This is a genomic window from Pseudomonas sp. FFUP_PS_473 (assembly GCF_002858665.1).
GTDB lineage: Bacteria > Pseudomonadota > Gammaproteobacteria > Pseudomonadales > Pseudomonadaceae > Aquipseudomonas > Aquipseudomonas defluvii.
The window spans coordinates 72,942-98,248 of the sequence record NZ_PJQQ01000014.1; the positions used below are offsets into that span (position 1 = coordinate 72,942).

Sequence of the window (25,307 nt, forward strand, 5' to 3'; positions counted from 1 at the left end):
CGCGCGCCGCCCGAGGCCAGAAAGCCAGGGGCGGCGCGCGTTTACAGGGTGTTTAATGACTACAGGCGAAACTTGCCGACAAGCGTCTGCAGGTGAGTGCCCAGGCGCGCCAGCTCGACGCTGGAGGCTGCGGTCTCCTCACTGGCAGCGGAGGTCTGGTCAGAGACGTCACGCACATTCATCACGCTGCGGTTGATCTCTTCTGCCACGGCGCTCTGTTGTTCTGCCGCGGCTGCGATCTGCTGGTTCATCGATTGGATGGACGACACGGTACGGGTGATCGTCTCCAGCGAGGTGCCGGCACGACGGGTCAGTTCGACGCTGCTTTCGGTCAGGCCGCGGCTGCTGTCCATCACGCTGGCCGCTTGCTGGGTGCCGTGTTGCAGGCTGGCGATCAACGCTTCGATCTCCTCGGTCGAGTGCTGTGTGCGTTGTGCCAGGCTGCGCACTTCGTCGGCCACTACGGCAAAACCACGCCCGGCTTCACCTGCTCTGGCAGCCTCGATGGCTGCGTTGAGGGCTAGCAGGTTGGTTTGCTGGGCCACGGCCTTGATCACGTCGAGGACACTACCGATCTTGTCGCTTTCGGTCTTGAGCTGGCTCATGGCTTCGCTGGAGTGTTCCACTTCGGTCGCCAGGCGCTCAATCTGGGCGATGGCCTCGCCCACCACCCGATCTCCTTCGCGGGCCTGCTGGTCGGCCATTACCGCCGCTTCGGAGGCTTCCTCGGCGTTGCGTGCCACTTCCTGCACGGTTGCGGCCATCTCGTTCATGGCCGTTGCGACCTGATCGGTTTCAACCTTCTGGTTGTTGACCCCAGCGCTGGTCTGCTCAGTGACAGCCGACAGCTGTTCGGCTGCGCTGGCAATCTGCGTAACCCCATCGCCGATACCACCGATCAGTTCGCGCAGGTTGTGGGTCATGCGTTGCATGCTGCGTTGCAACTGGCCCAGTTCGTCGCTGCGCTCGACGTTGAGGTGTTGGCTCAGGTCGCCGTCGGCAACACGGTCGACCACGGCCAGCGTATGGCGCAAGGGTACGATGATTTGTCGCGTGATGACCCAGGCGGCGATAACACCCAGCAGCAGTGCCAGGCCTGTGGCGAGTGTGAGCATCAGCTTGGCGTGCTGCGACTCGTCATCGCGCTGCTGGGTTTGCGACAGCGTCAGCTCGCGACTCAGGTCGAGCAACACCTGGCCCTGCTGTGCCATGCGCTGCAGGGCGTGTTCGCTGGCCAATTGGGCGTCACGGTAGAGGCCAACGGCTGCTCGGTAGCTGGCTAGCGCCTGGCCGGCGTTGGTCAGTGACTCAGAGTGCTCGGTCGGCAATTTGTCGATCAGGGCGTTGAGCTGGGCTGCGGCCTGATCGATGGCAGCGGTGGCGGTTTGTTCAAACTCTGGCTTGCCGCTGTAGGTGTAGCCGCGCACTTGAAAGCGCGCATTCTGCAGCAGCTTGTCAACGGTCATTGCGCTGTTGAACTGGCTCAGGCTTTCACTTTTGAGCAATTGCTGCTCAATCTGCTCGAGCGGGCCGGCAGCGCGGTCAGCGCTCGTACCCAGTTGATCGCGGCTGTGCTCGCGATCTTGTGCCGCCTGTTTGAGGTCGGTAAAGGCTCGCCGGTACTCGGCTACGGCATTGATCTGGCGCCCGAGGCGGTCGTTGTCCTGGCTGTCGTTGATGCGCTTGCGCATCTGTTGCAGGTTGTCATCCAGGGCCGCCAAGGCTTTTTCTACATTGGCTGCTGCCTCTGCCGTACGCTCTTTTTCATAGTTCAGGCGCTGATTGCGTAGCTCCTGGGTCTGCTGGCTCACGCGGGAGATGGCTGCAAGCTTGTCGCCGCGGTCGATAACCCCCTGCAAGCCCTGCCAGCCGGTGAAGGTGATGATCAGGGTTAACAGCAGCACCAGGCCAAAGCCAATCCCGAGTTTCAGGTTAACGCTGAGATTGCCGAGTTGATGGGAGAACCAACGGTACATGGTGCGACTCCTTGCCAGCGGTCGAGGCGATTCATTGTTCTAATGCCAATGCATCGGCCTCGATCATTGAACCTGAAGTCAGAAAAGTCTGGCGAGCAATGCGGTTACTGCCGTTTCCACGCGTAGGATTCGGTCACCGAGCTGTACCGGCGTCAGGCCGGCCTTGTTCAGTAGATCGATTTCATAGGGGATCCAGCCACCCTCCGGGCCAATGGCCAGGGTTACCGGCTCGTCCAGGCCGCGTGGGCAGGGGGGGTGATTACCGGGGTGACCGACCAGCCCGAGGGTGCCGGCACTGATGGCCGGCAGGCGATCTTCGACAAACGGCTTGAAGCGCTTCTCGATGATCACTTCGGGCAGCACGGTGTCGCGTGCCTGTTCAAGGCCGAGAATCAACTGCTCGCGAATGGCGTCGGGCTCAAGGAACGGGGTTTGCCAGAAGCTTTTTTCGACTCGGTAGCTGTTGACCAGGATCAGTTTCGGTACGCCCATGGTCGCAACGGTCTGGAACACCCGGCGTAGCATCTTGGGGCGAGGCAGTGCCAGCACCAGGGTGAGCGGCAGCTTGGCCGGTGGCGGCTGGTCGAAGGTGACCTGCAACTCCGCCTCATGCCCTTCCAGTCGCAGTACCTGAGCCTGGCCCATTTGCCCGCCAATGCGGCCAACCCGCAGGTTGTCACCGATCGCTACCCGGTGAATTTCCTGCATGTGGGTAAAGCGGCGGTCGCCCAGCACCACCCGGTCAGCCGCAACGAAGTCGGCTTCCTCAAGTAACAGCAGGTTCACGCTTGGGTCGCTGGCGGCTGGTCGTTGTGGTCTTGCTCAGGCGTATCAGGTTGTTCGCTGCGCTTGCGGATCAGGCCACCGAACAGTACGCCAATCTCGAACAGCAGCCACATGGGCACTGCCAGCAGTGTCTGCGAGAAGATGTCTGGCGGGGTCAGGATCATGCCGACGACGAAGCAGCCGATGATCACGTAAGGGCGGATCTTCTTCAGGTACTTGACGTCGACCACGCCGATCCAGACCAGTAGCACCACTGCCACCGGAATTTCAAAGGCAACGCCGAAGGCGAAGAACAGGGTCATGACGAAATCCAGATAACTGGCGATGTCCGTCATCATCGAGACGCCTTCCGGTGTCGCACTGGCAAAGAAGCCGAAAATCAGTGGGAATACCAAAAAGTAGGCGAAAGCCATGCCGGCATAGAACAGCAGGATGCTCGATACCAGCAGGGGCACGGCGATACGCTTTTCGTGGCGATACAGGCCCGGCGCGATAAACCCCCAGATCTGATGCAGGATCAGCGGGATCGCCAGAAACAGCGAGACGATCATGGTCAGCTTGAACGGCGTCAGGAACGGCGAGGCCACATCGGTGGCGATCATCGTTGCGTTGGCCGGAAGGTGCGCGCGTAACGGCGCCGACACCAGGGTGTAGATCTGCTGCGCGAAGGAGAACAGCCCGGCGAAGATCAGGAAGATGGCCGCAACACAACGCAACAGGCGTGTGCGCAGTTCAGTGAGGTGTGAAACCAGCGGCATTGGCTGGTCGTTTTCCGGGATATCGCTCATGGGGCTCGCGGCGGTTGTGGCGAATCGTTGAGAGGCGCAGGCGCAGCAGGTGCAGCGGGTGCGTCCGTGGCAGCTGGCGTCTGGCTCGGCGCTGGCTGTGCGGTGCTGCTTTCAGCCGGTGGCTGGAAAGGCTGGGGCGCTACGCTCTGCGGATTGAGGATCTTGCGCGCTTCTTGCTCCATCGAGAGGATGTGCTCGTTGTGCAACTGGCGACGAATTTCGTCGGCGCCGATCTCACGTTCCACTTCCTGCTTGATTGAATTGAAGCTGCGCTTGAGCCGCCCGATCCACAGGCCCGCAGTGCGCGCCGCGCCGGGCAGGCGTTCTGGGCCAAGTACCAGCAAGGCAACCAGGCCGACGAGCAGCAGCTCGGAGAAGCTGATCCCGAACATGGGTTAGTCCTTCCGGACCGGTTCTTGCCGGACGGGTTCTTCGACCTTGTGTGCCTGGCCGTCGATGGTTTGCGATGAGTGTGCCTGGGTAGGTTGGGCAGGCGCTGCGTCGGCGGGCTTGTCTTCCTCGTTCATGGCCTTGCGAAAGCCCTTGATCGATTCGCCCAGGTCGCTGCCGAAGTTCTTCAGCTTCTTGGTGCCGAACACCAGCACCACGACGACCAACAGTACGATCCAGTGTTTCCAGTCAAAAATACCCATGGTGCACTCCTTCGAATTTATTCAGTCAGGTCTGGCTTGCGCGCAGCTTTTTCGGCGTGCCCGGACAGGCCAAAGCGACGGTCCAGTTCGTCCAGTACCGCTTGGGGGTGCTGTCCCAACGAGGCCAGCATTACCAAGCTATGGAACCACAGGTCTGCGGTTTCGTAGATGACATCGCTGTAGTCGCCACTGGCAGCAGCATCCTTGGCAGCAATGATAGTCTCGATCGATTCTTCGCCGACCTTTTCCAGGATTTTGTTCAGGCCCTTGTGGTACAGGCTGGCGACGTAGGAGCTGTCGGGTGCTGCGCCTTTGCGCGCCTCCAGCACTTCGGCCAGACGGGTCAGGGTGTCGCTCATGTCAGTGTCCTGCGCTGTAGATGGCTTGTGGATCCTTCAGAACCGGGTCGACGGTTTTCCATTCGCCGTTCTCGAAGACACGATAGAAGCAGCTTTCACGGCCGGTATGGCAGGCGATATGGCCCAACTGCTCGACCATCAGGATGATCACGTCGGCGTCGCAGTCCAGGCGCATTTCGTGCAGTTTTTGCACATGCCCCGACTCCTCACCCTTACGCCACAGTTTGCCACGCGAACGCGACCAGTAGATGGCACGCTGCTCAGCGGCAGTCAGGGTCAGTGCTTCGCGGTTCATCCAGGCCATCATCAGTACGCGCCCGGTCTTGTGGTCCTGGGCGATCGCCGGTACCAAACCGTCGCTGTTCCAGTTGATCTCGTCCAGCCAGTCTTTCATGAAAAACTCCAAAACCACACTCGATCTTATGTCGAATGTTTTCGCTAGTTTGCCAGCCAGGTGCCTGGCTGGCTATCGACGCACGATCAGGTAGAGCCCGGCGGCGAGCATCAGCCAGGCCGGCCAGGCCGCGGGAGCACTGAGGCTGATGGCACCCGCGGCGAGGGTTGCGCCACCGGCGAGCAGGCCGGCGCCCAACAGGCGCAGCGCCCAGCTGTCGGTGTTCTGGCGCCGGGCCGGTGATTGCTCGCTGGCATGCGGTTGCGACAGGCGTTCGAGCAGGTCGCGGGCCATACCGGCCAGATGGGGTACCTGTTCAACCTGGTTGTGCAGGTTCTGCAGCAACGATTTCGGGCTGACGCGATCACGCATCCAGCGCTCCAGGAACGGCTGTGCGGTGCTCCACAGGTCTAGCTCGGGGTAGAGCTGACGGCCCAGGCCCTCGATGTTCAGCAGGGTTTTCTGCAGCAGTACCAGCTGAGGCTGGACTTCCATGTTGAAACGCCGGGCCGTCTGGAACAAGCGCATCAGGACCTGGCCGAAGGAGATGTCCTTCAGCGGTTTCTCGAAGATCGGTTCGCACACGGTGCGGATCGCCGCCTCGAACTCGTTCAGTTTGGTGTGCGCAGGCACCCAGCCCGAATCGATATGCAATTGCGCGACGCGGCGGTAGTCACGCTTGAAGAACGCGAACAGGTTGCGCGCCAGGTAGTCCTGGTCCTCGGGGGTCAGGCTGCCGACGATGCCGCAGTCGATGGCGATGTACTTCGGGCTCCACGGCTTCACGGTACTGACGAAGATGTTGCCGGGGTGCATGTCGGCATGGAAGAAACTGTCGCGAAATACCTGGGTAAAGAAGATCTCGACGCCGCGCTCGGCGAGCATCTTCATGTCGGTGCGCTGATCGGCCAGGGTCGCCAGGTCTGTAACCTGAATGCCGTAGATGCGCTCCATGACCAGCACTTTCGGCCGGCACCAGTCCCAGTACACCTGCGGAACGTACATCATTTCCGAACCTTCGAAATTGCGCTTGAGCTGGCTGGCGTTGGCTGCCTCGCGCAACAGGTCGAGTTCGTCGTAGATGGTCTTTTCGTAGTCGCTGACCACTTCCACGGGGTGCAGCAGGCGAGCGTCGGATGAGAGCCGCTCGGCGGCACGGGCAATCAGGAACAGCCAGGCCAGGTCTTGGGCAATGATGGGTTTGAGGCCCGGGCGTACGACCTTGACCACCACTTCTTCGCCACTTTTCAGCTGCGCCGCATGTACCTGGGCCACAGAGGCCGAAGCCAAGGGCTCGACGTCGAAGCGCCTGAACACTTCGCTGATTTTCGCCCCGAGTTGTTCCTCGATCATGGCGATGGCTTTTTGCGGATCGAACGGCGGTACGCGGTCCTGCAGCAACATCAGCTCATCGGCAATGTCTTCGGGCAGCACGTCGCGGCGGGTCGACAATAACTGACCGAACTTGATGAAGATCGGCCCCAGATCCTGCAACGCCAGGCGCAGGCGTGCGCCACGGCTCAACGCCACGGGCTTGCGTGGCAGCCAGCGCCACGGCATGACGAAACGCAGCGCCATCAGCCACCAGGGCAACGGCAGGGCGAACAGCAGGTCATCGAGACGGTAGCGGATTACGACGCGCTGGATGCGCAACAGACGGCGGACGGCAAGCAGCTTCATGCGTTATCGCTGGATTCAAGGGATCGGGCAAGGCGCTCAATACGCGCCTCGAGACGTTCTATATCGACTTTGAGTGTGTCGAGCTCGCTGAAGCGCACCTCTGCTTCGCGCTGCCCAACCAGTGTCCGGGCCTCTTCGGCCAGGTACTCGGCGATGTTCTGGTTGAGGCTGGACAGGCCTTGGCGGGTCCACTGGGCGCGGCTGCGCAGGTGACCGCTGATCAGTTGCGTGGCCACCGGCCCGAGCCAGCGGGAGACTTCATACTCCCAGTCCAGTTCAAGGTCTTGTAGCACTGCGACTAGGTCCAGCAGTGCTCCACTGTCACCGTCGAGTTCGACCTCCGGGCTGTGCAGCACGGCGGTCTTGTCCTTGCTCATGGCCAGGCGCATCAGGCTTGAAGCCGGTGCACGCAGGGTGCAGTCGGCGTCGTTTGCCCAATGCGCGGCGAACAGCAGGCCTTCATCGCTGGGCAGGATGAACAACTGCAGCGCTGGCTGGCGGCAGTCGATGGCAATTACCTTGCCCTCGAGCCGTGCCAGGCGTGGCAGTGCCGTGCTGTCCAGGCGCAAAACACGGTTGACCCCGTGTTCGACACTGGCGAGAAGGCCGCTCAGCAACATCAGGGTTTGATGCCGCGGTGCAGGGCAACGATGCCGCTGGTCATGTTGTGATAGGTCACGCGGTCAAAACCGGCTTCAACCATCATCGCCTTGAGGGTTTCCTGATCCGGGTGCATGCGGATCGATTCGGCCAGGTAGCGGTAGCTCTCGGCGTCGTTGGTGATCAGCTTGCCCATCAGCGGCATGAAGGCGAACGAATAGGCATCGTAAACCTTGGACATCACCTTGTTGGTCGGCTTGGAGAACTCCAGCACCAGCAGACGGCCACCGGGCTTGAGCACTCGCAGCATGGAGCGCAGGGCGTCTTCCTTGTGGGTGACGTTGCGCAGGCCGAAGGCGATGGTGACGCAGTCGAAATGGTTGTCCGGGAAGGGCAGCTTTTCGGCATCGGCCTGGACGAACTCGACGTTGCCAGCCACACCCAGGTCGAGCAGCCGATCACGCCCGACCTTGAGCATCGAGGCGTTGATGTCGGCCAGTACGACCTGACCGGTCGGGCCGACCAGGTGGGAGAACTTGCGGGTCAAATCGCCGGTACCGCCGGCGATGTCGAGGACGCGGTTACCGCTGCGAACGCCCGACAGTTCAATGGTGAAGCGCTTCCACAGGCGGTGCATGCCGCCGGAAAGCACATCGTTCATCAAGTCATACTTACCCGCCACCGAGTGGAAAACCTCAGCGACCTTTTCCGCCTTCTGGCTTTCCGGCACGCTCTGGTAGCCGAAGTGAGTGGTGGTTTCGGCGTTTTCGCCTTTGCGCTGATCGTTCATATCGCTGTCACCGGAAAAAATTACCGCCATTCTAGGGCGTGCGGCGTGATTTGTCTTGGCGGGCTGTGTCGCAGGAGGGGGGCGGGCTAATATAGGCCGCCAGTATGCCTTCTTAGCCAGGATTGATTGAATGACCCAGATCAGCGTTGAACGTAGACACAGCCTAGGCCGCGAGGCGGCCCGGCAGAAGGCCGAAGCCCTGGTGGAGCGCCTGGCCCGGGAGTATGACCTCAAGGCACAGTGGGAAGGCGACACTGTCCAGGTCAAGCGCAGTGGCGCCAATGGCAGCATTCAGATCGGTGACGACAGCATTCGCGTCGAATTGAAACTGGGGATGATGCTGTCGATGATGGGCGGGACCATCAAGGCTGAAATCGAACGGGCGCTGGACAAGGCCCTGGCCTGACATCTCGGTGCTCTTCGCCTGCAACGCCGGTACCTGTCATTGTCACAGGCGCTGGCTTTGCCGCGAAAGGCGTAGTGCGGTTATCTCGCCTTAGGGTGAGCATTCTAATTTTTCCCCCTACCTTGTGCACAAGCCCCGACCTCGTGGGCAGTTTCTCCATTTCCGCGATCAACGTGAGGTGCAGAGCATGGCCAAGGTTTCCCTGAAGCAAAAAGAGCATGCCCAGAGCGGCACGCTGGATGAGGTGCGCGGCTACGCGCGCAAGATCTGGCTGGCAGGCCTGGGAGCCTATGCCCGGGTCGGGCAGGAAGGTGCCGACTATTTGAAAGAGTTGGTCAAGGCGGGCGAAGGTATCGAAAAACGCGGCAAAAAGCGTATCGACCATGAGCTCGACGCGGCCAACAGCCAGATCGATTCGGTCAAGGATGAGATCAGTGGCGTCAAAGGCAAGGTCGAAGTGCAGCTCGATAAAATCGAGAAGGCATTCGACACGCGCGTCGCCAGCGCCTTGAATCGTATCGGCATTCCGTCTAAACATGACGTGGAGACACTTTCTGCCAAGCTCGATGAGCTGACAGCATTGCTCGAACACGTTGCACGTAAACACTAAGGAGAGCGGGATGGCTGGCAAGAAGAAAGTAGAAAAAGAAGGCAGCTCCTGGGTCGGCGAGGTCGAAAAGTACTCCCGTCAGATCTGGCTGGCAGGCTTGGGCGCTTACTCAAAGATCAGCAACGATGGCAGTAAGTTGTTCGAAACTCTGGTCAAGGATGGCGAGAAAGCCGAGAAGCAGGCCAAGACCCGGGTCGACGAGCAGGTAGATGCTGCAAAGAGTTCGGCAAAGTCCGCGAAATCACGGGTTGGCGATGTGAAGGAGCGGGCGCTGGGCAAGTGGAGCGAGCTCGAAGAAGCCTTCGACAAGCGCCTGAACAGTGCGATTTCGCGTCTGGGGGTGCCTAGCCGCAATGAGGTCAAGGCCCTGCATCAGCAGGTCGATACCCTGACCAAGCAAATCGAGAAACTCACCGGCGCCTCGGTCAAGTCGGTTTCGGCCAAGCCAGCGGCGGCCAAACCGGCTGCCAAGCCACTGGCCAAAGCCGCACCGAAAGCTGCCGCCAAACCTGCAGCCAAGACTGCAGCAGCTAAACCGGCAGCCAAGCCTGCAGTTGCAAAAGCCGCGGCCAAGCCCGCTGCCGCCAAGCCGCCCGTGGCAAGAAAGCCAGCCGTGAAAAAGGCACCGGCCGCCAAGCCTGCTGCAACCGTGAACGCCACACCGGCCGCCACGCCAGCAGCAAGCGCGGCGCCAGCCCCGGTCAGCGGTACGCCGTCGGCGACCCCGGCATCTACCAGCCAGGCCTGATCGAGGCGGCTGTCGACAAGCGCCCGGCCTGTGTGCCGGGCGTTTTCAGTTCTGGCCGGTGAGGCTGTCAATCGTCCAGATAACGCAGCGCGAGCTGTTCGGCCGCATGCCGTGGCGCAGGCTCAAGGTGCGGTGCGACCAGCATCATCACCTGATAGACGACGATGCCGACCTGGCTGTCGCGAGCCAGGATGCGCTGGTAATCCATCGAGAACAGCAGGGTCAGGGTGATCTGCTCGACCAATTGGCCGAGGGTGCGCGTGTCGCCCTTGATCTGGCCTTGCGCCTTGAGGCTGGACAGCAGGGCGGCGAGGGTGCGCTTGAGCGCGTTGAGCAGGTTGCGGATACCGCGTGCCAGGCGTGGCAGGCGTCCGGCCAGGTTCGACAGGTCCTGGAACAGGAAGCGGTACTGGGCCATGCGTTCGACGATCAGGTGCAGAAACAGCCAGTAGTCCTCGGCATCCAGGCGCAGGTCGACCGGTGGATCGAGCAGCGGCGTCAGTTCTTCCTCGAAACGCTCGAACAGCCCGAGTACCAGGGGCTCCTTGCCATGGAAGTGGTAATACAGGTTGCCCGGGCTGATGCCCATTTCATTGGCGATCTCCAGAGTCGAGACGTTGGGTTCACCCTGTTGGTTGAACAGTTGCAGGGCACACTCAAGGATACGGTCGCGGGTTTTCATCCGTTCTTCTTGTTCAGCGCACCTGCACGTAGGTGCCGGGTGCGGGGTCCATGGGGGGAAAGTTTGGGTTGCCGAGTACATTCAGGGTTTCGCGTTGCGTCCCGGAGCGTTTCTGTATCCATTCCAGCCACGTCGGCCACCAGCTGCCATCGACCTGCTTGGCGTCATAGAACCAGGCGCGTGGGTCACTGCTCAGTTTCGGGTTTTCCATGAACCAGGCCTTGGGATTGCCCGGCGGGTTGATGATGCTCTGGATATGCCCGCTGTTGGCCAGCAGGAAGCGCCGTTCACCGCCGAGCAGCAGGGTCGAGCGATAGACCGCATCCCATGGGGTGATGTGGTCGTTGTCGCCGGCCACGGTGAAGCTGTCGAGCGTAACCTTCTGCAAGTCGATGGGGGTGCCGCACACTTCCAGGCCGGCGGCGTGGGCTAGCGGGTTGTGCTTGTAGAAGTCCAATAGGTCGCCGTGCAGCGCGGCGGGCAGGCGGGTGCTGTCGTTGTTCCAGTAGAGGATATCGAACGCCGGTGGCGACTTGCCCAGCAGGTAATTGTTGATCCAGTAGTTCCAGACCAGATCGTTGGGGCGCATCCAGGCGAACACGCGGGCCATTTCGCGCCCGTCGAGCACACCGTGCTGGTAGGAGCGTCGTTTGGCGGCTTCCAGGGTCTGTTCGTCGATGAACAGGCTGGCCGGGCTGTCGAATTGGCTGTCGAGCAGGCTCACCAGGTAGGTGGCGCTGTGTACCCGACGCAACTGGCGCTTGGCTTGCAAATGGCCCTGTAGCGCGGCCATGGTCAAACCACCTGCGCAGGCCCCCATGAGGTTCACGTCTCGGCTGCCGCTGATGGCTCGGCAGGCGTTGGTGGCTTCTTCCAGGGCCTGCACATAGCTGGACAGGCCCCACTCACGGTGGCGCGGGTCAGGGTTGCGCCAGCTGATCATGAACACCTGCAGGCCATTCTTGAGCATGTACTGGACGAAGCTGTTGTGCGGGCTGAGGTCGAAGATATAGAACTTGTTGACCTGAGGGGGCACCACCAGCAAGGGCCGGGCGTACTGTTTCTCGCTTATCGGCTTGTACTGGATCAGCTCCAGCAGTTCGTTGCGAAACACCACGGCGCCGGGTGTGGTGGCCAGTGTCTTGCCGACCTCAAAGGCCTCCCGGTTGACCTGCCGGGGCATCCCGTCATTGTGCCGCAGGTCATCAAGCAGATGGTTCAGGCCACGCAGCAGGCTCAGGCCGCCGGTGTTAAACAGCTCCTTCACCGCAAGCGGGTTGAGCAGTGAGTTGCTCGGGGCCAGGGCATCGTTGATCAGTGAAAACAGGAAGTGCGCACGGGCGCGGTCGTCATGGCTCAGTTGGCTGCCGTCGATCCACTGGCTTGTCTGCTTCTGCCAGCTCAGGTAGGCCTGCAGGCCACGCCGATAAAAAGGGTTTTGGCGCCAGGTCGGATCGTTGAAGCGCTCGTCGCGAGGGCCGGGTTGATGAGGCGTATCGCCCAGCAGCACCCGACCCAACTGTCCGCCCAGGGCCAGCATGTGTTTGGCTGTGTACAGCGGGTGGCGCAAACCATGGCGACTGACACTGCGCAAGGTCGAGATCAAGTCGCGGCCGCGCAATCCGGTGATCGCGTTCTGCGCGTTGATATAGGTGGCGGGGGCCGGTGGTACGCCCTTCGCGGGTCTGTCTTTCATCAGGCAACACTCCGTCGTCAAGCCATCAACACACTCATCCATGCAAGTGCGGCACCAATTGCGCTTCGCGGTTCTGGCGTAGCCTTTCTGCCACGCACGCAAGCGACAGGCCAGGGCACCGCTCAACCGCCAGGTGCAGGCCGAGGATGCATCACGGCCCGCTGGCGCTCCTGCTGGAGGAAATTCATGATGATCGGTGCGACGGCCTCGGCCCGGGTGACAAGGAACAGATGGCCGTCGTCGATTATGTGTAGCTGGGCATTGGGAATTCGCCAGGCCAGCAGGCGCATATTGATCAGTGGGATCAAGGGGTCGTCGTCACCGGCCAGCACCAGGGTTGGCTGCTGGATCTTGTGCAGCCAGTGGATGCTGGTCCAGCCAAGGCCGGCGAACAGTTGCCAGTAATAGCCCAGCTTGCCCGAAGAGCGCACCTTGGCCGCGTGTGACAAGGCCAGGTCCGGGTCGCGGCGAAATGCGCCGCCATAAATGTCCGGGGCAATGCGGATGACATGGGAGGGCTGTATGTAGCGCCTCGGGCTGGCCATCAACCACAGCACCTTGGGCTTGCCGGGGACCATGACCGCACCGGCAGCGGTCGCCGCCAGTACCAGTTTCTTGCAGCGTTCCGGGTAGTCATGGGCGAACTGTTGCGCCAGGGCGCCACCCCAGGAAACCCCGATGACATTGACCTGGCCATAGTCCAGGTAATCGAGCATGCGTGCGGTCAGTTTGGCCAGGCCTGGAAAGCGGTACGGGCGGCGCGGGGTGGAGGAGCCGCCGACACCGGGCACGTCAAAGGCGATCACTTCCAGGTCCGGGTCCAGCGCCTGGATGAATGGAAACACCAGTTCCAGGTTGGCCCCAATGCCGTTGAAGATCAGCAAGGGCGTCAAGTGCGATTTGCCGGGGCGAACTGCCGTTCGGATGGATTGGCCATCCAGATCGACAGTTCTGAAAACGTACGGTTGCGGCATGCGCGAGCCCCTGTGATGGATAAAGCGCCGTGCCCCTCGGCAGGCCACGGCGGCGGGTGTATCAACGCTCGTGAACGTAGGTGCCCGGTGCGGCTTCGCCTGCGCTATAGGCCTTGCTGCCAAGGCGTGTCGGTGCTTTTTTCAGCTCTCCCGAGCGCTCTGTCAGCCAGTTTTGCCAGTGCAGCCACCAGGAGTCTGGGTGCTTGATGGCGTTTTCCTGCCATTCGCTGGCCTGTGGCAACAGCTCACCTCCCGTCAGGTAGCGTGCCTTGGGGTTGCCTGGCGGGTTGAGGATGCTCTGGATATGGCCGCTATTGGACAGCACGAACTCCACGTTGCCGCCGAACAGCTGTGCGGATCTGTAGCAGGACTGCCATGGTGTGTGATGTGGTCGGCAGTACCGGCTACGTTGTAGATGTCGCTGGTGACCTTCTTCAGGTCGATAGGGGTTCCGCACACTTCCAGTGCATCGGCGCGGGTCAATGGGTTGTTCTTGAACATTTCGATCAGGTCGCCGTGAAAGGCAGCCGGCAGGCGCGTGGTGTCGTTGTTCCAGAACAGAATGTCGAACACGGGAGGTTCATTGCCCAGCAGGTAGTTGTTGACCCAGTAGTTCCAGATCAGGTCGTTGGGCCGCATCCAGGCGAATACCTTGGCCATGTCGCGGCCTTCCAGTACGCCGGCCTGGTAGGAATGTCGCTTGGCGGCTTCCAGGGTCTGCTCGTCGACGAACAGTGCGACCTGATTGTCGAGGGTGGTGTCGAGTACGCTGACCAGCAGGGTCAGGGCATTGACCTTGTTCTCGCCCAGCGCCGCATAATGGCCGAGCAGCGCGGTGCACGTAATCCCACCGGAGCAGGCGCCGAGCATGTTCAGGTCTTTGCAGCCGGTAATCGCCAGCACGGCGTCGACGGCTTCTTTCAGTGCATCAATGTAGGTCGACAGGCCCCATTCGCGCTGAGCCTTGGTCGGGTTTCGCCAACTGACGATAAAGGTCTGCACGTTGGAGCGCAGGCAGAAGCGTGCCAGGCTTTTCTCCGGGCTCAGGTCAAAGACGTAGAACTTGTTGATCTGCGGCGGTACCACCAGCAGCGGGCGTTCAAGCACTTGCTCGGTCGTTGGCTGGTACTGGATCAGTTCCAGTACTTCGTTGCGGAACACCACGGCGCCTTCAGTGGTGCCCAGGTTCTTGCCAACCTCGAAGGCGTCCATGTTGACCTGGCTGGGCATGCCGCCGTTGTTCACCAGATCCTTGGCCAGGTGGGACAAACCATCCAGCAGGCTCTTGCCGCCCGTTTCGAAAAAGCGCTTCACCGCAGCCGGGTTGGCAGCCGTATTGGTCGGGGCCATGGCTTCGGTCATCAGGTTGATGACGAAGTGGCCACGGCTGATGTCTTGTTCCGACAGATTGCTGTCGCCGATCCAGTCGTGCAATTCCTTGCGCCAGGCCAGGTAGGTCTGCAGGTAGCGGCGATACAGCGGGTTCTGGCTCCAGGCCGGGTCGTTGAAGCGACGATCATCGCTCTCCGGTTGCAAGCTGGACTTCCCGAAGAGGACATCCTTGAGTTCCATGCCGAAGTGCGCGACATGCTTGGCACTGTGCAGCGGCTGGCGGATGGCCTGGCGCAGCACCATACGGGCAGAAGTCAGCAAATCCTTACGGCGCAAGCCCACTACAGGATTTAAGCCCAAGGTGTTTTCCGAGGCTTGGCGCTGCAGGTCATCGTTGTTCTTGTTGCTCATCTACGACGCTCCGTTGTCCTGAGACGAGTACCGGTTTTGGCTGTGGCGGTGGCACAGGAGAGGCCGGTACTACTGCTCGGGTGACCAGTGATAACGAACTGCGTACAGCGTGTCTGGATGAAAACGAAGGCGCGTCGTGCGGGTGGTCTTTGCGTGAGAAGACAGCCTGCGCTCGCTCGCGACTTCGGCATCTCGACTAGAGCCTGCAAAAAAACCGATGCAGGGAACTTGCCAGATCCATTGGTAACCCGACGTTAAGGTGTTGCGCACGCCAGCCATCCATTGGCTGTGCAGAGGCATTCAAGCAGATCAAATTAGAAAATGCGCTCTAAAACGCAAGAGTGCCTGATTAGAGCATCAGTTTGATGACAGACTCGGAAGGGTCGCGGGATTTGCCGGCTTTGGCCAGTTCCTCCAGGTACTCGGCCCAGAGCTGTTCCTGGCGCAGGCACAGTTGCTCCAGGTATTCCCAGGTGAACAGACCGCTGTCGTGGCCGTCATCGAAGGTCAGTTTCAGTGCGTACTGGCCGGCCGGTTCGATCGCGCTCAGGCCGACCCCGAGCTTGCCGAATTGCAGGATGGGGGTGCCGTGGCCCTGGACCTCGGCGGAGGGGGAGTGCACGCGCAGGAACTCGGCGGGCAGGTGGTAGACCTCGTTGGGCCCATAGCTGAGGCTCAGGGTCTTGGAGGCTTTGTGCAGATTGATTGCGGTGGGGAGTCGAGTCATAAGCGATCAGGGCCGCGAACGGCCCTGCCTGTAAGAGGGTGAGGCTTACAGAATATAACGAGACAGGTCTTCGTTCTGCGCCAATTCGCCCAGATGGCTGTTGACGTAGTCGGCGTCGATCTGGATCGGTGTTTCGCTGTGGGCACTGGCCAGGTCGCCAGCGCTGAACGACACCTCTTCCAGCAGACGCTCCAGCAGCGTGTGCAGGCGACGGGCACCGATGTTCTCGGTCTTCTCGTTGACCTGCCAGGCAATCTCGGCAAGGCGCTTGATGCCTTCCGGGGTGAACTCGATGTTCAGGCCTTCGGTCTTCAGCAGTTCGCGGTACTGTTCGGTCAGCGACGCATGTGGCTCACTGAGAATGCGCTCGAAGTCTTGCGGGCTCAGGGCCTTGAGTTCGACACGAATCGGCAGGCGGCCTTGCAGTTCGGGAACCAGGTCGCTTGGCTTGCTCAGGTGGAACGCACCCGAGGCGATGAACAGGATGTGGTCGGTCTTGACCATGCCCAGTTTGGTGTTCACCGTGCAGCCTTCAATCAGCGGCAGCAGGTCGCGTTGCACGCCCTCACGGGATACATCGGCACCGCCGACGTTGCCACGCTTGGCGACTTTGTCGATTTCGTCGATGAACACGATGCCGTGCTGCTCGACGGCTTCCAGGGCCTTGGCCTTGAGTTCTTCTTCGTTGACCAGGCGCCCGGCTTCTTCGTCGCGCACCAGCTTCAGGGCTTCCTTGACCTTGAGCTTGCGGCTCTTGCGCTTGCCCTTGCCCATGTTGGCGAACAGGTTCTGCAACTGGTTGGTCATCTCTTCCATGCCCGGCGGCGCAGAAATGTCGACGCCCATCGCCTCGGCGACTTCGATCTCGATTTCCTTGTCGTCCAGTTGGCCTTCACGCAGGCGCTTACGGAACAGCTGACGGGTGTTGGAGTCCTGGCTCGGGGCGGCGTCTTCGTTGAAACCTGTGCGGGCCGGTGGCAGCAGGGCGTCGAGGATACGCTCTTCGGCGGCGTCCTCTGCGCGATGGCGTACGCGCACCATTTCCTGTTCGCGCAGCAGCTTGATGGCGGCATCGGCCAGGTCGCGGATGATCGACTCGACGTCTCGGCCCACATAGCCGACTTCAGTGAACTTGGTCGCTTCGACCTTGATGAACGGTGCGTTGGCCAGCTTGGCCAGGCGCCGGGCGATTTCGGTTTTACCGACGCCGGTCGGGCCGATCATCAGGATGTTCTTCGGGGTCACTTCGACGCGCAGCTCAGCAGGCAGCTGCATCCGGCGCCAGCGGTTGCGCAAGGCAATGGCGACGGCGCGCTTGGCATCGTCCTGGCCGATGATATGGCGGTTAAGTTCGTGGACGATTTCGCGGGGGGTCATGGACATGGTGATAGGTGGTCCTTTAACGATGAGTTCAGCGTGGAAAAGCCCAGCGATGAAATGCTGGGCGCCAGAACAGCTGGTTACTCCGCCAGGTCCTCTTCCTCGATGGTCAGGTTGTGGTTGGTGAACACGCAGATATCGCCGGCGATACCCAGGGCCGTCTCGGTGATTTCGCGGGCCGACAGGTCGGTCTTCATCAGCAGCGCGCGTGCGGCGGCCTGGGCAAAGTTGCCGCCGGAGCCCATGGCAATCAGGCCATCTTCCGGCTCAACCACGTCACCGTTGCCGGTGATGATCAGCGAGGCATCTTTGTTAGCGACCGCGAGCATGGCTTCCAGGCGGCTCAGGGAGCGGTCGGTACGCCACTCCTTGGCCAGTTCGACGGCCGCGCGGATCAAGTGGCCCTGGTGCTTTTCCAGCTGGCCTTCAAAACGCTCGAACAGGGTGAACGCATCGGCGGTGGCGCCAGCGAAGCCAGCGAGCACCTGGCCGTGGTACAGGCGACGAACTTTCTTCGCGTTGCCTTTCATCACGGTGTTGCCGAGAGAAACCTGGCCGTCGCCGCCCATGACGACTTTGCCGTGGCGACGTACTGAAACGATGGTGGTCAAGGGGAGAGTCTCCACGCAGCGGGGCGAAAATGCCGATGCAGACTCATATGGGGGTGATGACGGGTATTTCAACTGCTACGGATGAGCGGTTGTTTTGCTGGCGGGTCTTGCCGGCTTCCCATGTGCCGTCTCAGGCGAGTCGGTCAGGGGGCGCTACGGTCTTACGCTGTCGTTGGCTTAAAAAAGAACCCCCGCTAAAAAGCGGGGGTTCTTCAGCAGCCTGAGGTGTCAGCAGGCTCAGGCTTCGTGGCTGATATGCCCGTCGACCAGGGTGTAACGTACGGCGCCTGGCAGGCAGTGGCCGATGAACGGGCAGTTTTCACCCTTGGAGCGCCATTGTTCGCCCGCGACAGTCGAGGCCTTCGGATCGAACAGCACCAGGTCGGCTGCTGCCCCCACCTTCAGTTCACCAACCGGCAGGCGCAAGGCGTGCGCCGGGCCGCTGGACAGGCGCTGGAGCAGGGTTGGCAGGTCCAGCAGGCCGTCTTCGACCAGCGTCAGGGCCAGCGGCAGCAGCAGTTCGACACTGCTGATACCTGGCTCGGTGGCGCCGAACGGTGCCAGCTTGGCGTCACGTTCGTGAGGCTGGTGATGGCTGGAAATGGCCTGGATTACACCGGCTTTCACGGCCTCGCGCAGGCCTTCGCGGTCGGCCCGGGTGCGCAGCGGTGGCTGGACGTGGTAAAGGCTGGAGAAGTCCACCAGCGCTTCATCGGTGAGGATCAACTGGTACAGGGCGACATCGGCGGTCACGGGCAGGCCCCGGGCCTGGGCCTGGGCAATCAGCTCGACGCCGCGGGCACTGGTCAGTTGGCTGAAGTGTGCGCGCACGCCGGTTTGTTCAACCAGCAGCAGGTCACGCGCCAGCGCCACGGTCTCGGCGGTTTCGGGAATACCCGGCAGGCCGAGGAAGCTGGCCATTGCGCCTTCATGGGCGAGGCCGCCCTGGGCCAGGTCGCGGTCCTGGGAGTGGAAGATCACCGTCAGGTCGAAGGTGGCGGCGTATTCCAGCGCGCGGCACAGGGTGCGAGTGTTGGCAAAGCCGCTCAGGCCATTGCCGAAGGCCACGCAGCCCGCATCTCGCAGGGCTATCAGTTCAGCCAGTTGCTCGCCTTCCAGGCCTTTGCTCAAGGCGCCGATCGGGAACACTTTGGCATGTCCGGCTTCACGGGCGCGGTCGAGAATCAGCTCGGCGACTGCCGAGGTATCCAGTATTGGCTTGGTCCGTGGCGGGCAGCACAGGCTGGTGACGCCACCGGCTGCAGCAGCACGGGTTTCACTGGCAATGGTGCCTTTGCGGCTGTAACCCGGCTCACGCAGGGCGACGCTGAGGTCGACGAGGCCCGGCGCAGCCACCAGGCCTTGGGCATCCAGGCTGCGCGCAGCGTTGAAGCCGGCCGGGGCGGCGCCGATTGCAACGATCTTGCCCGCGTCGATGTGCAGGTCGTTGACCTGGTCCAGGCCGCTGACCGGGTCGATGATCCGGGCGCCGAGAATGCTGAGGGTCACTGGGCGTTCTCCTGCTCGAATTGACGTTGTGCGGTCTGGCCGCTCATGGCCATGGACAGTACGGCCATGCGCACGGCAATGCCGTAGGTGACCTGATTGAGGATGACCGAGTGGGCACCATCGGCCACGGCCGATTCGATCTCGACCCCACGGTTGATCGGCCCCGGGTGCATGACGATGGCGTCCGGTTTGGCGCCGGCCAGGCGTGCGGTGGTCAGGCCGAACAGGCGGTAGAACTCGCCCTCGCTCGGCAGCAGGCCACCCTGCATGCGCTCACGTTGCAGGCGCAGCATGATCACCACGTCGACGTCTTTCAGGCCTTGCTCCAGGTCGGTGTAGACCTTCACGCCGTACTGCTCGATGCCCACTGGCAGGAGGGTTTTCGGGCCGATCACGCGGATGTCCGGGCAGCCCAGGGTTTTCAGCGCGAGCATGTTCGAGCGGGCGACCCGCGAGTGCAGGATGTCGCCAACGATAGCCACCGAGAGGTTCTCGAAGCTGCCCTTGTGCCGACGGATGGTCAGCATGTCGAGCATGCCCTGGGTCGGGTGTGCGTGGCGGCCGTCGCCACCGTTGATGATCGCCACGTCCGGGCACACGTGCTCGGCAATGAAGTGTGCAGCACCGGAGTCGGCATGACGGACCACGAACATGTCGGCCGCCATGGCCTCGAGGTTGCGCAGCGTGTCGAACAGCGTCTCGCCCTTGCTGGTCGAGGAGGTCGACACGTTCAGGGTGATCACGTCCGCCGAGAGTCGCTGGGCAGCCAGCTCGAAGGTGGTACGGGTACGGGTGGAGTTCTCGAAGAACACGTTGCACACGGTTTTACCGCGCAGCAATGGGACCTTTTTCACGGCCCGGGCACCGACTTCCAGGAAGGAGTCGGCGGTATCGAGGATTTCGGTCAGCAGTTCGCGGGGCAAACCGTCGAGCGAGAGAAAGTGGCGCAGCTGGCCCTGATCATTGAGCTGCAGCGGGCGCTTGGCGTCGATTGGCGTCATCGCGGGGGACTCTTAAAGTGCGGAAACGGTGGCGAGGTCCTGGCGCTCTAGGGCGAGCGGGGCGGGGCCGAGCAATTTTACCCGTTCATGGGCAGCCAGGGACAGGGTTGCACCGACCACATTCGGACGGATCGGCAGTTCGCCAGCGTCCAGGTCGAGCAGGCAGACCAGGGTGACACTGGCTGGACGGCCGTAATCGAACAGTTCGTTGAGGGCGGCGCGGATGGTACGACCGCTCATCAACACGTCATCCACCAACACCAGGTGCTGGCCTTCGATCTCGAAGGGCAGCTCTGACGGACGCACTTGCGGGTGCAGGCCGTTCTGGCTGAAGTCGTCGCGGTAGAACGATACGTCCAGTGTGCCGAGCGCGGCGTCCTGTTGGCCAAGGGCTTCAAGCAGGGCCTGGGCAACCCATACACCGCCCGTGCGGATGCCAATGTAGCGCGGCTCGGTGATGTTACGGCGGGCCAGATGCGCCTGCAGGTCGCTGGCCATCTGCCGGATCAGTTCGGCGGGATTGGGTAGGCTCATGCTTGCTCCTCAAGAGGCCGGGCGCTAGTACGGTCCGGCTTGAATCCGTGATCAGGGTTGCATCAGCCCGGCATTGGCTTCCAGCCACCCTTGCAGCAGCAGGGCGGCGGCAATGGCGTCGACCGGGTTGTCGCGGTAGCTGCCGCGCTGACCGCCACGGGCCATGCGCTCGCCCTTGGCTTCAAAGGTGGTCAGGCGTTCATCGTGGGTGTGCACAGGCAGGTTGAAGCGGCCATTCAGGCGGCGGGCGAATTTCTCGGCGCGGGCGCTCATTTCGCTGGGCGTGCCGTCCATGTTCAACGGCAGGCCGACGACAATTGCGTCGGGCTGCCATTCCTTGATCAGTTTTTCCACCTGGGTCCAGTCCGGCACGCCGTTCTGCGCTTTCAGCGTGCACAGTTCGCGGGCTTGCCCGGTGATCATCTGGCCAACGGCCACGCCAATCTGTTTGCTGCCATAGTCAAAACCCAGCAGTAGTCTTGGTGCACTCATCAGGCGTGCCCCGCCTGGCTGGTCAGCAGGCTGAGGTTGATCCCCAGGCTGGCTGCGGCCGCTTCAAGGCGCAGGTCGCTGGTCAGGCCGAAGATGATCTCGGGATCGAATGGGCAATTGAGCCAGGCATTGTCCGCGAGCTCCGCCTCAAGCTGCCCGGCTTCCCAGCCGGCATAACCCAGGGTGATAAGGCTGTTTTCCGGGCCTGTACCGTCGGCAATGGCGAACAGGACGTCCTGCGAGGTGGACAGCGACAAGCCTTCGAGCTCGATGGTTGCCTGGTAGGTCGGGCCGCGGCTGTGGAGCACGAAACCGCGGTCGGTCTGTACCGGGCCACCCATGTAGATGGGTATCTGCAGGCAGCGCGTCGGCGTTTCGGTGTCCGGTCGCAGTTGCTCGAGGATATCGGCCAGGTTCAACTCCTGTGGCCGGTTGACCACCAGGCCCATGGCGCCGCTCTCGTTGTGTTCAACGATGTAGGTCAGGGTCTGGGCAAAGTTCGGATCGGCCATGTGCGGCATGGCAATCAGAAACTGGTGCTTGAGGTAGGTCGGGGCGATGTTCTTCATGACCCTTAGTGTGGCGTTGAGGCGCCCTACTGACAAGCCTGAGGCACGCCCTTTAATTGCTCGAAAGGCGGTCGCCGCGGGCGAAGCGCCAGGTGCGGATGATCTCCAGCCGGTCGATGTCGGCAAGATCCCCGGTGAAGGGCGCAAATGGCGCCGCCAGGCGCACGATACGCTGTGCTGCCTGATCGAGCAGCGGTTGCCCGGACGACTCCAGTACCAGCACCTCATAGAGCGAGCCGTCGCGGTTGATCGAGACCATCAGGCGCAGGCTGCCATAGATCTGCTGGCGGCGCGCTTCGTCGGGGTAATTGAGGTTGCCGATGCGCTCGACCTTCTTGCGCCATTCCTCTTTGTACCAAGCGCCTTTGTCGCGCATGGTCGAGGCGGCATTGAGCCGATGAATGCGTGGGCGCTTGGCGTAGGCCTGCTGTTCATGGGCCAGTTCGGCCTCAAGGCTGGCGATCTGGCTGGACAGTTCCGAGCTGTCGAATTCCGGTACCGCCACCTTGGGTTTTGGTTGCGGTTTGACTTCCTTGGGCCGGGTTTCGACTTTCTGCTGTTTGGCGGCCTGGGTGGTGACCACGGCCTTGGGCGGTGTCGGCTGCGGCAGCACTTCCTGCCGTGCGGCAGGCGGTGGCGTTACCTTGTTGATCGTGCTGTCCTGGAAGGGCGCCAGTTCAGTGGTCTTGGGCACTGCTTTCTTGTCCAGGGTGCCGCTGCCTTTCTGGTTGTCCTGAGCCAGGAAGTCCGCTTTCTTTGGGGGCGCTTCACTCTTGAACGTGGCCAGGGTGATTTCCAGGGTCCGCCGAATTTCTTCGGGTTTGGCAAAGGTAAAACTCAGGCCCAGGATCAGCGCCAAGTGCAGCAGCGCCGCCAGAAAAAGGGTAAAGCCGAGCCGGTCCGCCGGGCGAACGCGGGGCGGGGCAAAATCGGCGGGGATGTCGGCGGGGAGCGTCATGGGTTATCCAGCAGCCGGGGTGAAACCGGCAAAGCGGGCGGCCAGGTCGAAAAAAGGACCGGCATCATAACCCACTCTGCGCAGTTTCCCTGCCTCGACTGTCAGCGTGCCTTGAGCTTGCGATCAATGGCGTCCATCAACTGCACGCCAATCCGGGTACCGAAGGCGTTATCGATTTCGCGGATGCAGGTCGGGCTGGTGACGTTGATTTCGGTCAGGTGCTCGCCAATCACGTCCAGGCCGACAAACAGCAGGCCTTTCTCGCGCAGGGTTGGGCCGACCTGTGCGGCGATCCAGCGGTCGCGCTCGGTCAACTCGCGGGCTTCGCCACGTCCGCCGGCAGCCAGATTGCCGCGTGTTTCACCGCTGGCCGGAATCCGTGCCAGGCAGTAGGGCACTGGCTCGCCGTCGATCATCAGGATGCGCTTGTCGCCATCCTTGATGGCCGACAGGTAGGCTTGCGCCATGATCTGCTGGGTGCCATGGGCCGTCAGTGTTTCAAGGATCACCGACAGGTTGGGGTCACCCACGCGGTGGCGGAAAATCGACGCACCGCCCATGCCGTCCAGCGGCTTGAGGATGACGTCACCGTGCTCGGTGGCAAAGTCGCGCAGGATATCCGGGCGGCGGCTGACCACGGTCGCCGGCGTGCAGTGCGGGAACAGGGTGGCGAACAGCTTTTCGTTGCAGTCACGCAGGCTCTGTGGGCGGTTGACCACCAGCACGCCCGCGGCCTCGGCCTGCTCCAGCAGGTAGGTGCTGTAGACGAACTCCATGTCGAAGGGCGGATCCTTGCGCATCAGGATGACGTCCAGGTCGCTCAGGGCGCCGTCGGTTTCCGCTTCCAGGTCGAACCAATGCTCGGGGTCGGCAAACACGCGCAGTGGGCGCATCCGTGCCCGGGCCTGGCCCTCGCGTTGGTAAAGATCCTGCTGCTCCATGTAGAACAGCGACCAGCCGCGTTCCTGGGCGGCCAGCAGCATGGCCAGCGAGCTGTCCTTCTTGTAGGAGATGCGCGCAATGGGGTCCATGACAATCCCGAGGCGAACGCTCATGGGGTATATCCTCTCGGCGGCAGCAGGCCGCAGTGGCTCAAATGAAAAGTGGCGTCAGGGTGGCGCCGGCGACGCTGGCGGTCAAGCGGAAAACGCATCGTGGGCGACCCCGGCGCAGGCCGATGGAATGCACCTTGAGAGTGTGCTAAAAAGGCCTGGCATGTGGCCTGCACGGCCCTTCCAGGCGATGGTAGAGCAATTATGGGACAGCCCGAAGCGGCATTGAAGGTGATGGTCATCGACGACTCGAAGACGATTCGTCGTACCGCGCAGATGTTGCTCGGCGAAGCCGGTTGCACCGTCATTACCGCCACTGACGGTTTTGACGCCCTGGCCAAGATTGTCGACCACCATCCCGATATCATTTTCGTCGATGTGTTGATGCCGCGCCTGGACGGTTACCAGACCTGCGCAGTGATCAAACACAACAGTATGTTCAAGGATACGCCGGTGGTCATGCTGTCATCCCGTGATGGGCTGTTCGACAAGGCCCGCGGCCGGGTTGTCGGCTCTGATCAGTTTTTGACCAAGCCTTTCAGCAAGGAAGAACTGCTGGACGCGATCAAGGCGCATGTGCCGGGTTTCGCCGCAGAAGCACAACACGCACCCTGATGCTGCGCACCTGGCGCGGCATCCTTTCCTTCGATGGGGAATAGCATGGCCCGAGTTCTGATCGTCGATGATTCGCCGACTGAAATGTACAAACTGACCGGAATGCTCGAAAAACACGGGCATCAGGTGCTCAAGGCTGAAAATGGCGCCGACGGTGTGGCGCTGGCGCGCCAGGAAAAACCCGACGCGGTACTGATGGACATCGTCATGCCAGGCATGAACGGCTTCCAGGCGACCCGCCAACTGAGCAAGGACCCTGAGACCAGTGGTATCCCGGTGATTATCGTGACCACCAAGGACCAGGAAACCGACAAGGTCTGGGGCACGCGTCAGGGCGCCCGCGACTACCTGACCAAACCGGTGGATGAGCAGACCCTGATCAAGACCCTCGACGGCGTACTCAAGGGTTGACCACCCGGCCCAAGGGCGAGTCGCTGACGGCATTTGAACTGCTGTTGGACATCGACCGCCGCTGCCGCCTGTTGGCGGCCGACCTGCCGTTACAGGAGACCCGCCTGCAGAGTTGGAGCGGGATCGGCTTTCGTATTGCTGAACAGTGGTTTGTCGCGCCGATGCAGGAAGTTGCCGAAGTGCTGCAGGAGCCTCGCCTCAGCCGTATCCCCGGGGTCAAGCCCTGGGTGCTTGGCGTCGCTAACCTGCGTGGGCGGTTGTTGCCGGTGATGGACCTGTGTGGGTATTTCGGCCTGGCCCAGAGCGGTTTGCGCAAGCAGCGCCGCGTACTGGTGCTGGATCATCAGGAGGTGTTTGCCGGGCTGCTGGTCGACGAAGTTGCCGGTCTGCAGCACTTTCCGCTGCGCAGCCTGGACCTCTCCGTGCCGTCGCCGCTGTTGGCCGGGGCAGGGCCCTTTGTCCAGGGCCACTTTCAACGTGAGCGTTGCTGGGGAATCTTCAGTCCATTTGCCCTGTCGCAGGCAACGGGCTTTCTCGATGTGGCGCTGTAAAGGAATGTCGAA

29 protein-coding genes and 2 pseudogenes are annotated in these 25,307 nt (G+C 61.8%); 6 read left to right on the forward strand and 25 right to left on the reverse strand.

Translation table 11 applies throughout. The features are described 5' to 3' along the window. Nucleotides 1-59: 59 nt before the first annotated feature. The 11 genes and pseudogenes from CYD26_RS25920 to ubiE all read right to left on the reverse strand — a co-directional run bounded on the left by CYD26_RS25920 (nucleotide 60) and on the right by ubiE (nucleotide 8,026). The gene (locus tag CYD26_RS25920) at nucleotides 60-932 is read right to left on the reverse strand and encodes a methyl-accepting chemotaxis protein (RefSeq protein ID WP_371917220.1); all 873 of its coding nucleotides are present in this window, start codon (nucleotides 930-932) and stop codon (nucleotides 60-62) included. Then, nucleotides 915-1,976, reverse strand: a pseudogene (locus CYD26_RS25925) (methyl-accepting chemotaxis protein); the annotation flags it as partial. The gene CYD26_RS25920 and the pseudogene CYD26_RS25925, both read right to left, overlap by 18 nt. Before the next feature lie 78 nt (nucleotides 1,977-2,054). After that, nucleotides 2,055-2,762, reverse strand: a complete 708-nt coding sequence (locus CYD26_RS11830) for a 16S rRNA (uracil(1498)-N(3))-methyltransferase (RefSeq protein ID WP_102052690.1) — start codon at nucleotides 2,760-2,762, stop codon at nucleotides 2,055-2,057. Beyond that, nucleotides 2,759-3,550, reverse strand: a complete 792-nt coding sequence (tatC, locus tag CYD26_RS11835) for a twin-arginine translocase subunit TatC (RefSeq protein WP_102052691.1) — start codon at nucleotides 3,548-3,550, stop codon at nucleotides 2,759-2,761. Before tatC ends, CYD26_RS11830 begins: the two co-directional genes overlap by 4 nt. Beyond that, a complete protein-coding gene (gene tatB, locus CYD26_RS11840) occupies nucleotides 3,547-3,942 on the reverse strand; it encodes a Sec-independent protein translocase protein TatB (RefSeq protein ID WP_065761270.1) in 396 nt (131 codons plus the stop codon). The genes tatC and tatB overlap by 4 nt, the downstream gene beginning before the upstream one ends. Nucleotides 3,943-3,945: 3 nt before the next feature. After that, nucleotides 3,946-4,203 (reverse strand): twin-arginine translocase TatA/TatE family subunit, encoded by a 258-nt coding sequence (locus tag CYD26_RS11845; RefSeq protein ID WP_065761269.1) that lies wholly within the window; start codon nucleotides 4,201-4,203, stop codon nucleotides 3,946-3,948. Nucleotides 4,204-4,220: 17 nt separating this feature from the next. Continuing rightward, complete coding sequence (locus CYD26_RS11850) at nucleotides 4,221-4,562, reverse strand: phosphoribosyl-ATP diphosphatase (protein ID WP_065761268.1); 342 nt, start codon at nucleotides 4,560-4,562, stop codon at nucleotides 4,221-4,223. Nucleotide 4,563: 1 nt separating this feature from the next. Further along, on the reverse strand, nucleotides 4,564-4,956 hold the full coding sequence (gene hisI / locus CYD26_RS11855; protein ID WP_065761267.1) for a phosphoribosyl-AMP cyclohydrolase: 393 nt from the start codon (nucleotides 4,954-4,956) through the stop codon (nucleotides 4,564-4,566). A 72-nt stretch (nucleotides 4,957-5,028) separates the two neighbouring features. Further along, a complete protein-coding gene (ubiB, locus tag CYD26_RS11860) occupies nucleotides 5,029-6,636 on the reverse strand; it encodes a ubiquinone biosynthesis regulatory protein kinase UbiB (RefSeq protein ID WP_102052692.1) in 1,608 nt (535 codons plus the stop codon). Next, nucleotides 6,633-7,256 (reverse strand): SCP2 domain-containing protein, encoded by a 624-nt coding sequence (locus CYD26_RS11865; RefSeq protein WP_065761265.1) that lies wholly within the window; start codon nucleotides 7,254-7,256, stop codon nucleotides 6,633-6,635. Before CYD26_RS11865 ends, ubiB begins: the two co-directional genes overlap by 4 nt. Next, nucleotides 7,256-8,026 carry a bifunctional demethylmenaquinone methyltransferase/2-methoxy-6-polyprenyl-1,4-benzoquinol methylase UbiE gene (gene ubiE / locus CYD26_RS11870; protein WP_065761274.1) on the reverse strand — a complete coding sequence of 257 codons (771 nt, stop codon included), beginning with the start codon at nucleotides 8,024-8,026 and terminating at the stop codon, nucleotides 7,256-7,258. The genes CYD26_RS11865 and ubiE overlap by 1 nt, the downstream gene beginning before the upstream one ends. A 130-nt stretch (nucleotides 8,027-8,156) precedes the next feature. On the opposite strand from ubiE, the gene CYD26_RS11875 reads away from it, so the two are divergent. From CYD26_RS11875 to CYD26_RS11885, 3 genes are all read left to right on the forward strand, one after another. After that, entirely contained in the window at nucleotides 8,157-8,432 is a 276-nt protein-coding gene (locus CYD26_RS11875; RefSeq protein WP_065761264.1) for a polyhydroxyalkanoic acid system family protein, read from the forward strand. A gap of 187 nt (nucleotides 8,433-8,619) precedes the next feature. Continuing rightward, complete coding sequence (locus CYD26_RS11880) at nucleotides 8,620-9,042, forward strand: phasin family protein (RefSeq protein WP_102052693.1); 423 nt, start codon at nucleotides 8,620-8,622, stop codon at nucleotides 9,040-9,042. 10 nt (nucleotides 9,043-9,052) lie between these two features. Then, the gene (locus CYD26_RS11885) at nucleotides 9,053-9,790 is read left to right on the forward strand and encodes a phasin family protein (protein WP_065761262.1); all 738 of its coding nucleotides are present in this window, start codon (nucleotides 9,053-9,055) and stop codon (nucleotides 9,788-9,790) included. A 67-nt stretch (nucleotides 9,791-9,857) separates the two neighbouring features. On the opposite strand, the gene CYD26_RS11890 is transcribed toward CYD26_RS11885, so the two are convergent. The 14 genes and pseudogenes from CYD26_RS11890 to gshB all read right to left on the reverse strand — a co-directional run bounded on the left by CYD26_RS11890 (nucleotide 9,858) and on the right by gshB (nucleotide 23,721). Then, nucleotides 9,858-10,472 carry a TetR/AcrR family transcriptional regulator gene (locus CYD26_RS11890; protein ID WP_065761261.1) on the reverse strand — a complete coding sequence of 205 codons (615 nt, stop codon included), beginning with the start codon at nucleotides 10,470-10,472 and terminating at the stop codon, nucleotides 9,858-9,860. A 13-nt stretch (nucleotides 10,473-10,485) separates the two neighbouring features. Then, entirely contained in the window at nucleotides 10,486-12,168 is a 1,683-nt protein-coding gene (phaC, locus tag CYD26_RS11895) for a class II poly(R)-hydroxyalkanoic acid synthase (protein WP_099773367.1), read from the reverse strand. Between the two features lie 122 nt (nucleotides 12,169-12,290). Beyond that, nucleotides 12,291-13,142 carry a poly(3-hydroxyalkanoate) depolymerase gene (phaZ, locus tag CYD26_RS11900; RefSeq protein WP_065761259.1) on the reverse strand — a complete coding sequence of 284 codons (852 nt, stop codon included), beginning with the start codon at nucleotides 13,140-13,142 and terminating at the stop codon, nucleotides 12,291-12,293. A gap of 61 nt (nucleotides 13,143-13,203) precedes the next feature. Then, nucleotides 13,204-14,885 (reverse strand): annotated as a pseudogene (phaC, locus tag CYD26_RS11905) (class II poly(R)-hydroxyalkanoic acid synthase). A 349-nt stretch (nucleotides 14,886-15,234) separates the two neighbouring features. Continuing rightward, nucleotides 15,235-15,612, reverse strand: coding sequence for a gamma-butyrobetaine hydroxylase-like domain-containing protein (locus CYD26_RS11910; RefSeq protein ID WP_065761257.1), 378 nt, complete (start codon nucleotides 15,610-15,612; stop codon nucleotides 15,235-15,237). Nucleotides 15,613-15,657: 45 nt separating this feature from the next. Then, on the reverse strand, nucleotides 15,658-16,995 hold the full coding sequence (hslU, locus tag CYD26_RS11915) for an ATP-dependent protease ATPase subunit HslU (protein ID WP_099773368.1): 1,338 nt from the start codon (nucleotides 16,993-16,995) through the stop codon (nucleotides 15,658-15,660). A 77-nt stretch (nucleotides 16,996-17,072) separates the two neighbouring features. Then, nucleotides 17,073-17,603, reverse strand: coding sequence for an ATP-dependent protease subunit HslV (hslV, locus tag CYD26_RS11920; RefSeq protein ID WP_065761255.1), 531 nt, complete (start codon nucleotides 17,601-17,603; stop codon nucleotides 17,073-17,075). A gap of 237 nt (nucleotides 17,604-17,840) precedes the next feature. After that, nucleotides 17,841-19,112: a dihydroorotase gene (locus tag CYD26_RS11925; RefSeq protein ID WP_065761895.1), complete on the reverse strand. Its 1,272-nt coding sequence runs from the start codon at nucleotides 19,110-19,112 to the stop codon at nucleotides 17,841-17,843. Next, complete coding sequence (locus CYD26_RS11930; RefSeq protein WP_065761896.1) at nucleotides 19,109-20,113, reverse strand: aspartate carbamoyltransferase catalytic subunit; 1,005 nt, start codon at nucleotides 20,111-20,113, stop codon at nucleotides 19,109-19,111. Before CYD26_RS11930 ends, CYD26_RS11925 begins: the two co-directional genes overlap by 4 nt. A 12-nt stretch (nucleotides 20,114-20,125) precedes the next feature. Next, nucleotides 20,126-20,647 carry a bifunctional pyr operon transcriptional regulator/uracil phosphoribosyltransferase PyrR gene (gene pyrR / locus CYD26_RS11935; RefSeq protein WP_065761897.1) on the reverse strand — a complete coding sequence of 174 codons (522 nt, stop codon included), beginning with the start codon at nucleotides 20,645-20,647 and terminating at the stop codon, nucleotides 20,126-20,128. Nucleotides 20,648-20,698: 51 nt separating this feature from the next. After that, complete coding sequence (gene ruvX / locus CYD26_RS11940; RefSeq protein WP_065761898.1) at nucleotides 20,699-21,139, reverse strand: Holliday junction resolvase RuvX; 441 nt, start codon at nucleotides 21,137-21,139, stop codon at nucleotides 20,699-20,701. Beyond that, on the reverse strand, nucleotides 21,139-21,708 hold the full coding sequence (locus CYD26_RS11945) for a YqgE/AlgH family protein (protein WP_065761899.1): 570 nt from the start codon (nucleotides 21,706-21,708) through the stop codon (nucleotides 21,139-21,141). Before CYD26_RS11945 ends, ruvX begins: the two co-directional genes overlap by 1 nt. A 52-nt stretch (nucleotides 21,709-21,760) precedes the next feature. Continuing rightward, nucleotides 21,761-22,666 carry an energy transducer TonB gene (locus tag CYD26_RS11950; protein ID WP_102052694.1) on the reverse strand — a complete coding sequence of 302 codons (906 nt, stop codon included), beginning with the start codon at nucleotides 22,664-22,666 and terminating at the stop codon, nucleotides 21,761-21,763. A 101-nt stretch (nucleotides 22,667-22,767) separates the two neighbouring features. Continuing rightward, nucleotides 22,768-23,721: a glutathione synthase gene (gene gshB, locus CYD26_RS11955; protein ID WP_102052695.1), complete on the reverse strand. Its 954-nt coding sequence runs from the start codon at nucleotides 23,719-23,721 to the stop codon at nucleotides 22,768-22,770. Between the two features lie 201 nt (nucleotides 23,722-23,922). Here gshB and pilG point away from each other — a divergent pair, with 201 nt between their 5' ends. From pilG to CYD26_RS11975, 3 genes are read left to right on the forward strand one after another with little or no spacing between them, the layout of a single operon-like run. Next, nucleotides 23,923-24,333 carry a twitching motility response regulator PilG gene (gene pilG / locus CYD26_RS11965; RefSeq protein WP_065761331.1) on the forward strand — a complete coding sequence of 137 codons (411 nt, stop codon included), beginning with the start codon at nucleotides 23,923-23,925 and terminating at the stop codon, nucleotides 24,331-24,333. Nucleotides 24,334-24,378: 45 nt separating this feature from the next. Next, nucleotides 24,379-24,744, forward strand: a complete 366-nt coding sequence (pilH, locus tag CYD26_RS11970) for a twitching motility response regulator PilH (protein ID WP_065761330.1) — start codon at nucleotides 24,379-24,381, stop codon at nucleotides 24,742-24,744. Beyond that, entirely contained in the window at nucleotides 24,741-25,295 is a 555-nt protein-coding gene (locus CYD26_RS11975; RefSeq protein ID WP_065761329.1) for a chemotaxis protein CheW, read from the forward strand. The genes pilH and CYD26_RS11975 overlap by 4 nt, the downstream gene beginning before the upstream one ends. The last annotated feature ends 12 nt before the right edge of the window (nucleotides 25,296-25,307 follow it).

Excerpts from the sequence above, each read along its gene's own strand:
- CYD26_RS25920 (WP_371917220.1), bottom strand. The coding sequence starts at position 932 with ATGCAACGCATGACCCACAACCTGCGCGAACTGATCGGTGGTATCGGC.
- tatC (WP_102052691.1), bottom strand. The coding sequence starts at position 3,550 with ATGAGCGATATCCCGGAAAACGACCAGCCAATGCCGCTGGTTTCACAC.
- tatB (WP_065761270.1), bottom strand. The coding sequence starts at position 3,942 with ATGTTCGGGATCAGCTTCTCCGAGCTGCTGCTCGTCGGCCTGGTTGCC.
- CYD26_RS11845 (WP_065761269.1), bottom strand. The coding sequence starts at position 4,203 with ATGGGTATTTTTGACTGGAAACACTGGATCGTACTGTTGGTCGTCGTG.
- CYD26_RS11850 (WP_065761268.1), bottom strand. The coding sequence starts at position 4,562 with ATGAGCGACACCCTGACCCGTCTGGCCGAAGTGCTGGAGGCGCGCAAA.
- hisI (WP_065761267.1), bottom strand. The coding sequence starts at position 4,956 with ATGAAAGACTGGCTGGACGAGATCAACTGGAACAGCGACGGTTTGGTA.
- ubiB (WP_102052692.1), bottom strand. The coding sequence starts at position 6,636 with ATGAAGCTGCTTGCCGTCCGCCGTCTGTTGCGCATCCAGCGCGTCGTA.
- CYD26_RS11865 (WP_065761265.1), bottom strand. The coding sequence starts at position 7,256 with ATGTTGCTGAGCGGCCTTCTCGCCAGTGTCGAACACGGGGTCAACCGT.
- ubiE (WP_065761274.1), bottom strand. The coding sequence starts at position 8,026 with ATGAACGATCAGCGCAAAGGCGAAAACGCCGAAACCACCACTCACTTC.
- CYD26_RS11875 (WP_065761264.1), top strand. The coding sequence starts at position 8,157 with ATGACCCAGATCAGCGTTGAACGTAGACACAGCCTAGGCCGCGAGGCG.
- CYD26_RS11880 (WP_102052693.1), top strand. The coding sequence starts at position 8,620 with ATGGCCAAGGTTTCCCTGAAGCAAAAAGAGCATGCCCAGAGCGGCACG.
- CYD26_RS11885 (WP_065761262.1), top strand. The coding sequence starts at position 9,053 with ATGGCTGGCAAGAAGAAAGTAGAAAAAGAAGGCAGCTCCTGGGTCGGC.
- CYD26_RS11890 (WP_065761261.1), bottom strand. The coding sequence starts at position 10,472 with ATGAAAACCCGCGACCGTATCCTTGAGTGTGCCCTGCAACTGTTCAAC.
- phaC (WP_099773367.1), bottom strand. The coding sequence starts at position 12,168 with ATGAAAGACAGACCCGCGAAGGGCGTACCACCGGCCCCCGCCACCTAT.
- phaZ (WP_065761259.1), bottom strand. The coding sequence starts at position 13,142 with ATGCCGCAACCGTACGTTTTCAGAACTGTCGATCTGGATGGCCAATCC.
- CYD26_RS11910 (WP_065761257.1), bottom strand. The coding sequence starts at position 15,612 with ATGACTCGACTCCCCACCGCAATCAATCTGCACAAAGCCTCCAAGACC.
- hslU (WP_099773368.1), bottom strand. The coding sequence starts at position 16,995 with ATGTCCATGACCCCCCGCGAAATCGTCCACGAACTTAACCGCCATATC.
- CYD26_RS11930 (WP_065761896.1), bottom strand. The coding sequence starts at position 20,113 with ATGACGCCAATCGACGCCAAGCGCCCGCTGCAGCTCAATGATCAGGGC.
- pyrR (WP_065761897.1), bottom strand. The coding sequence starts at position 20,647 with ATGAGCCTACCCAATCCCGCCGAACTGATCCGGCAGATGGCCAGCGAC.
- ruvX (WP_065761898.1), bottom strand. The coding sequence starts at position 21,139 with ATGAGTGCACCAAGACTACTGCTGGGTTTTGACTATGGCAGCAAACAG.
- CYD26_RS11945 (WP_065761899.1), bottom strand. The coding sequence starts at position 21,708 with ATGAAGAACATCGCCCCGACCTACCTCAAGCACCAGTTTCTGATTGCC.
- CYD26_RS11950 (WP_102052694.1), bottom strand. The coding sequence starts at position 22,666 with ATGACGCTCCCCGCCGACATCCCCGCCGATTTTGCCCCGCCCCGCGTT.
- gshB (WP_102052695.1), bottom strand. The coding sequence starts at position 23,721 with ATGAGCGTTCGCCTCGGGATTGTCATGGACCCCATTGCGCGCATCTCC.
- pilG (WP_065761331.1), top strand. The coding sequence starts at position 23,923 with ATGGGACAGCCCGAAGCGGCATTGAAGGTGATGGTCATCGACGACTCG.
- pilH (WP_065761330.1), top strand. The coding sequence starts at position 24,379 with ATGGCCCGAGTTCTGATCGTCGATGATTCGCCGACTGAAATGTACAAA.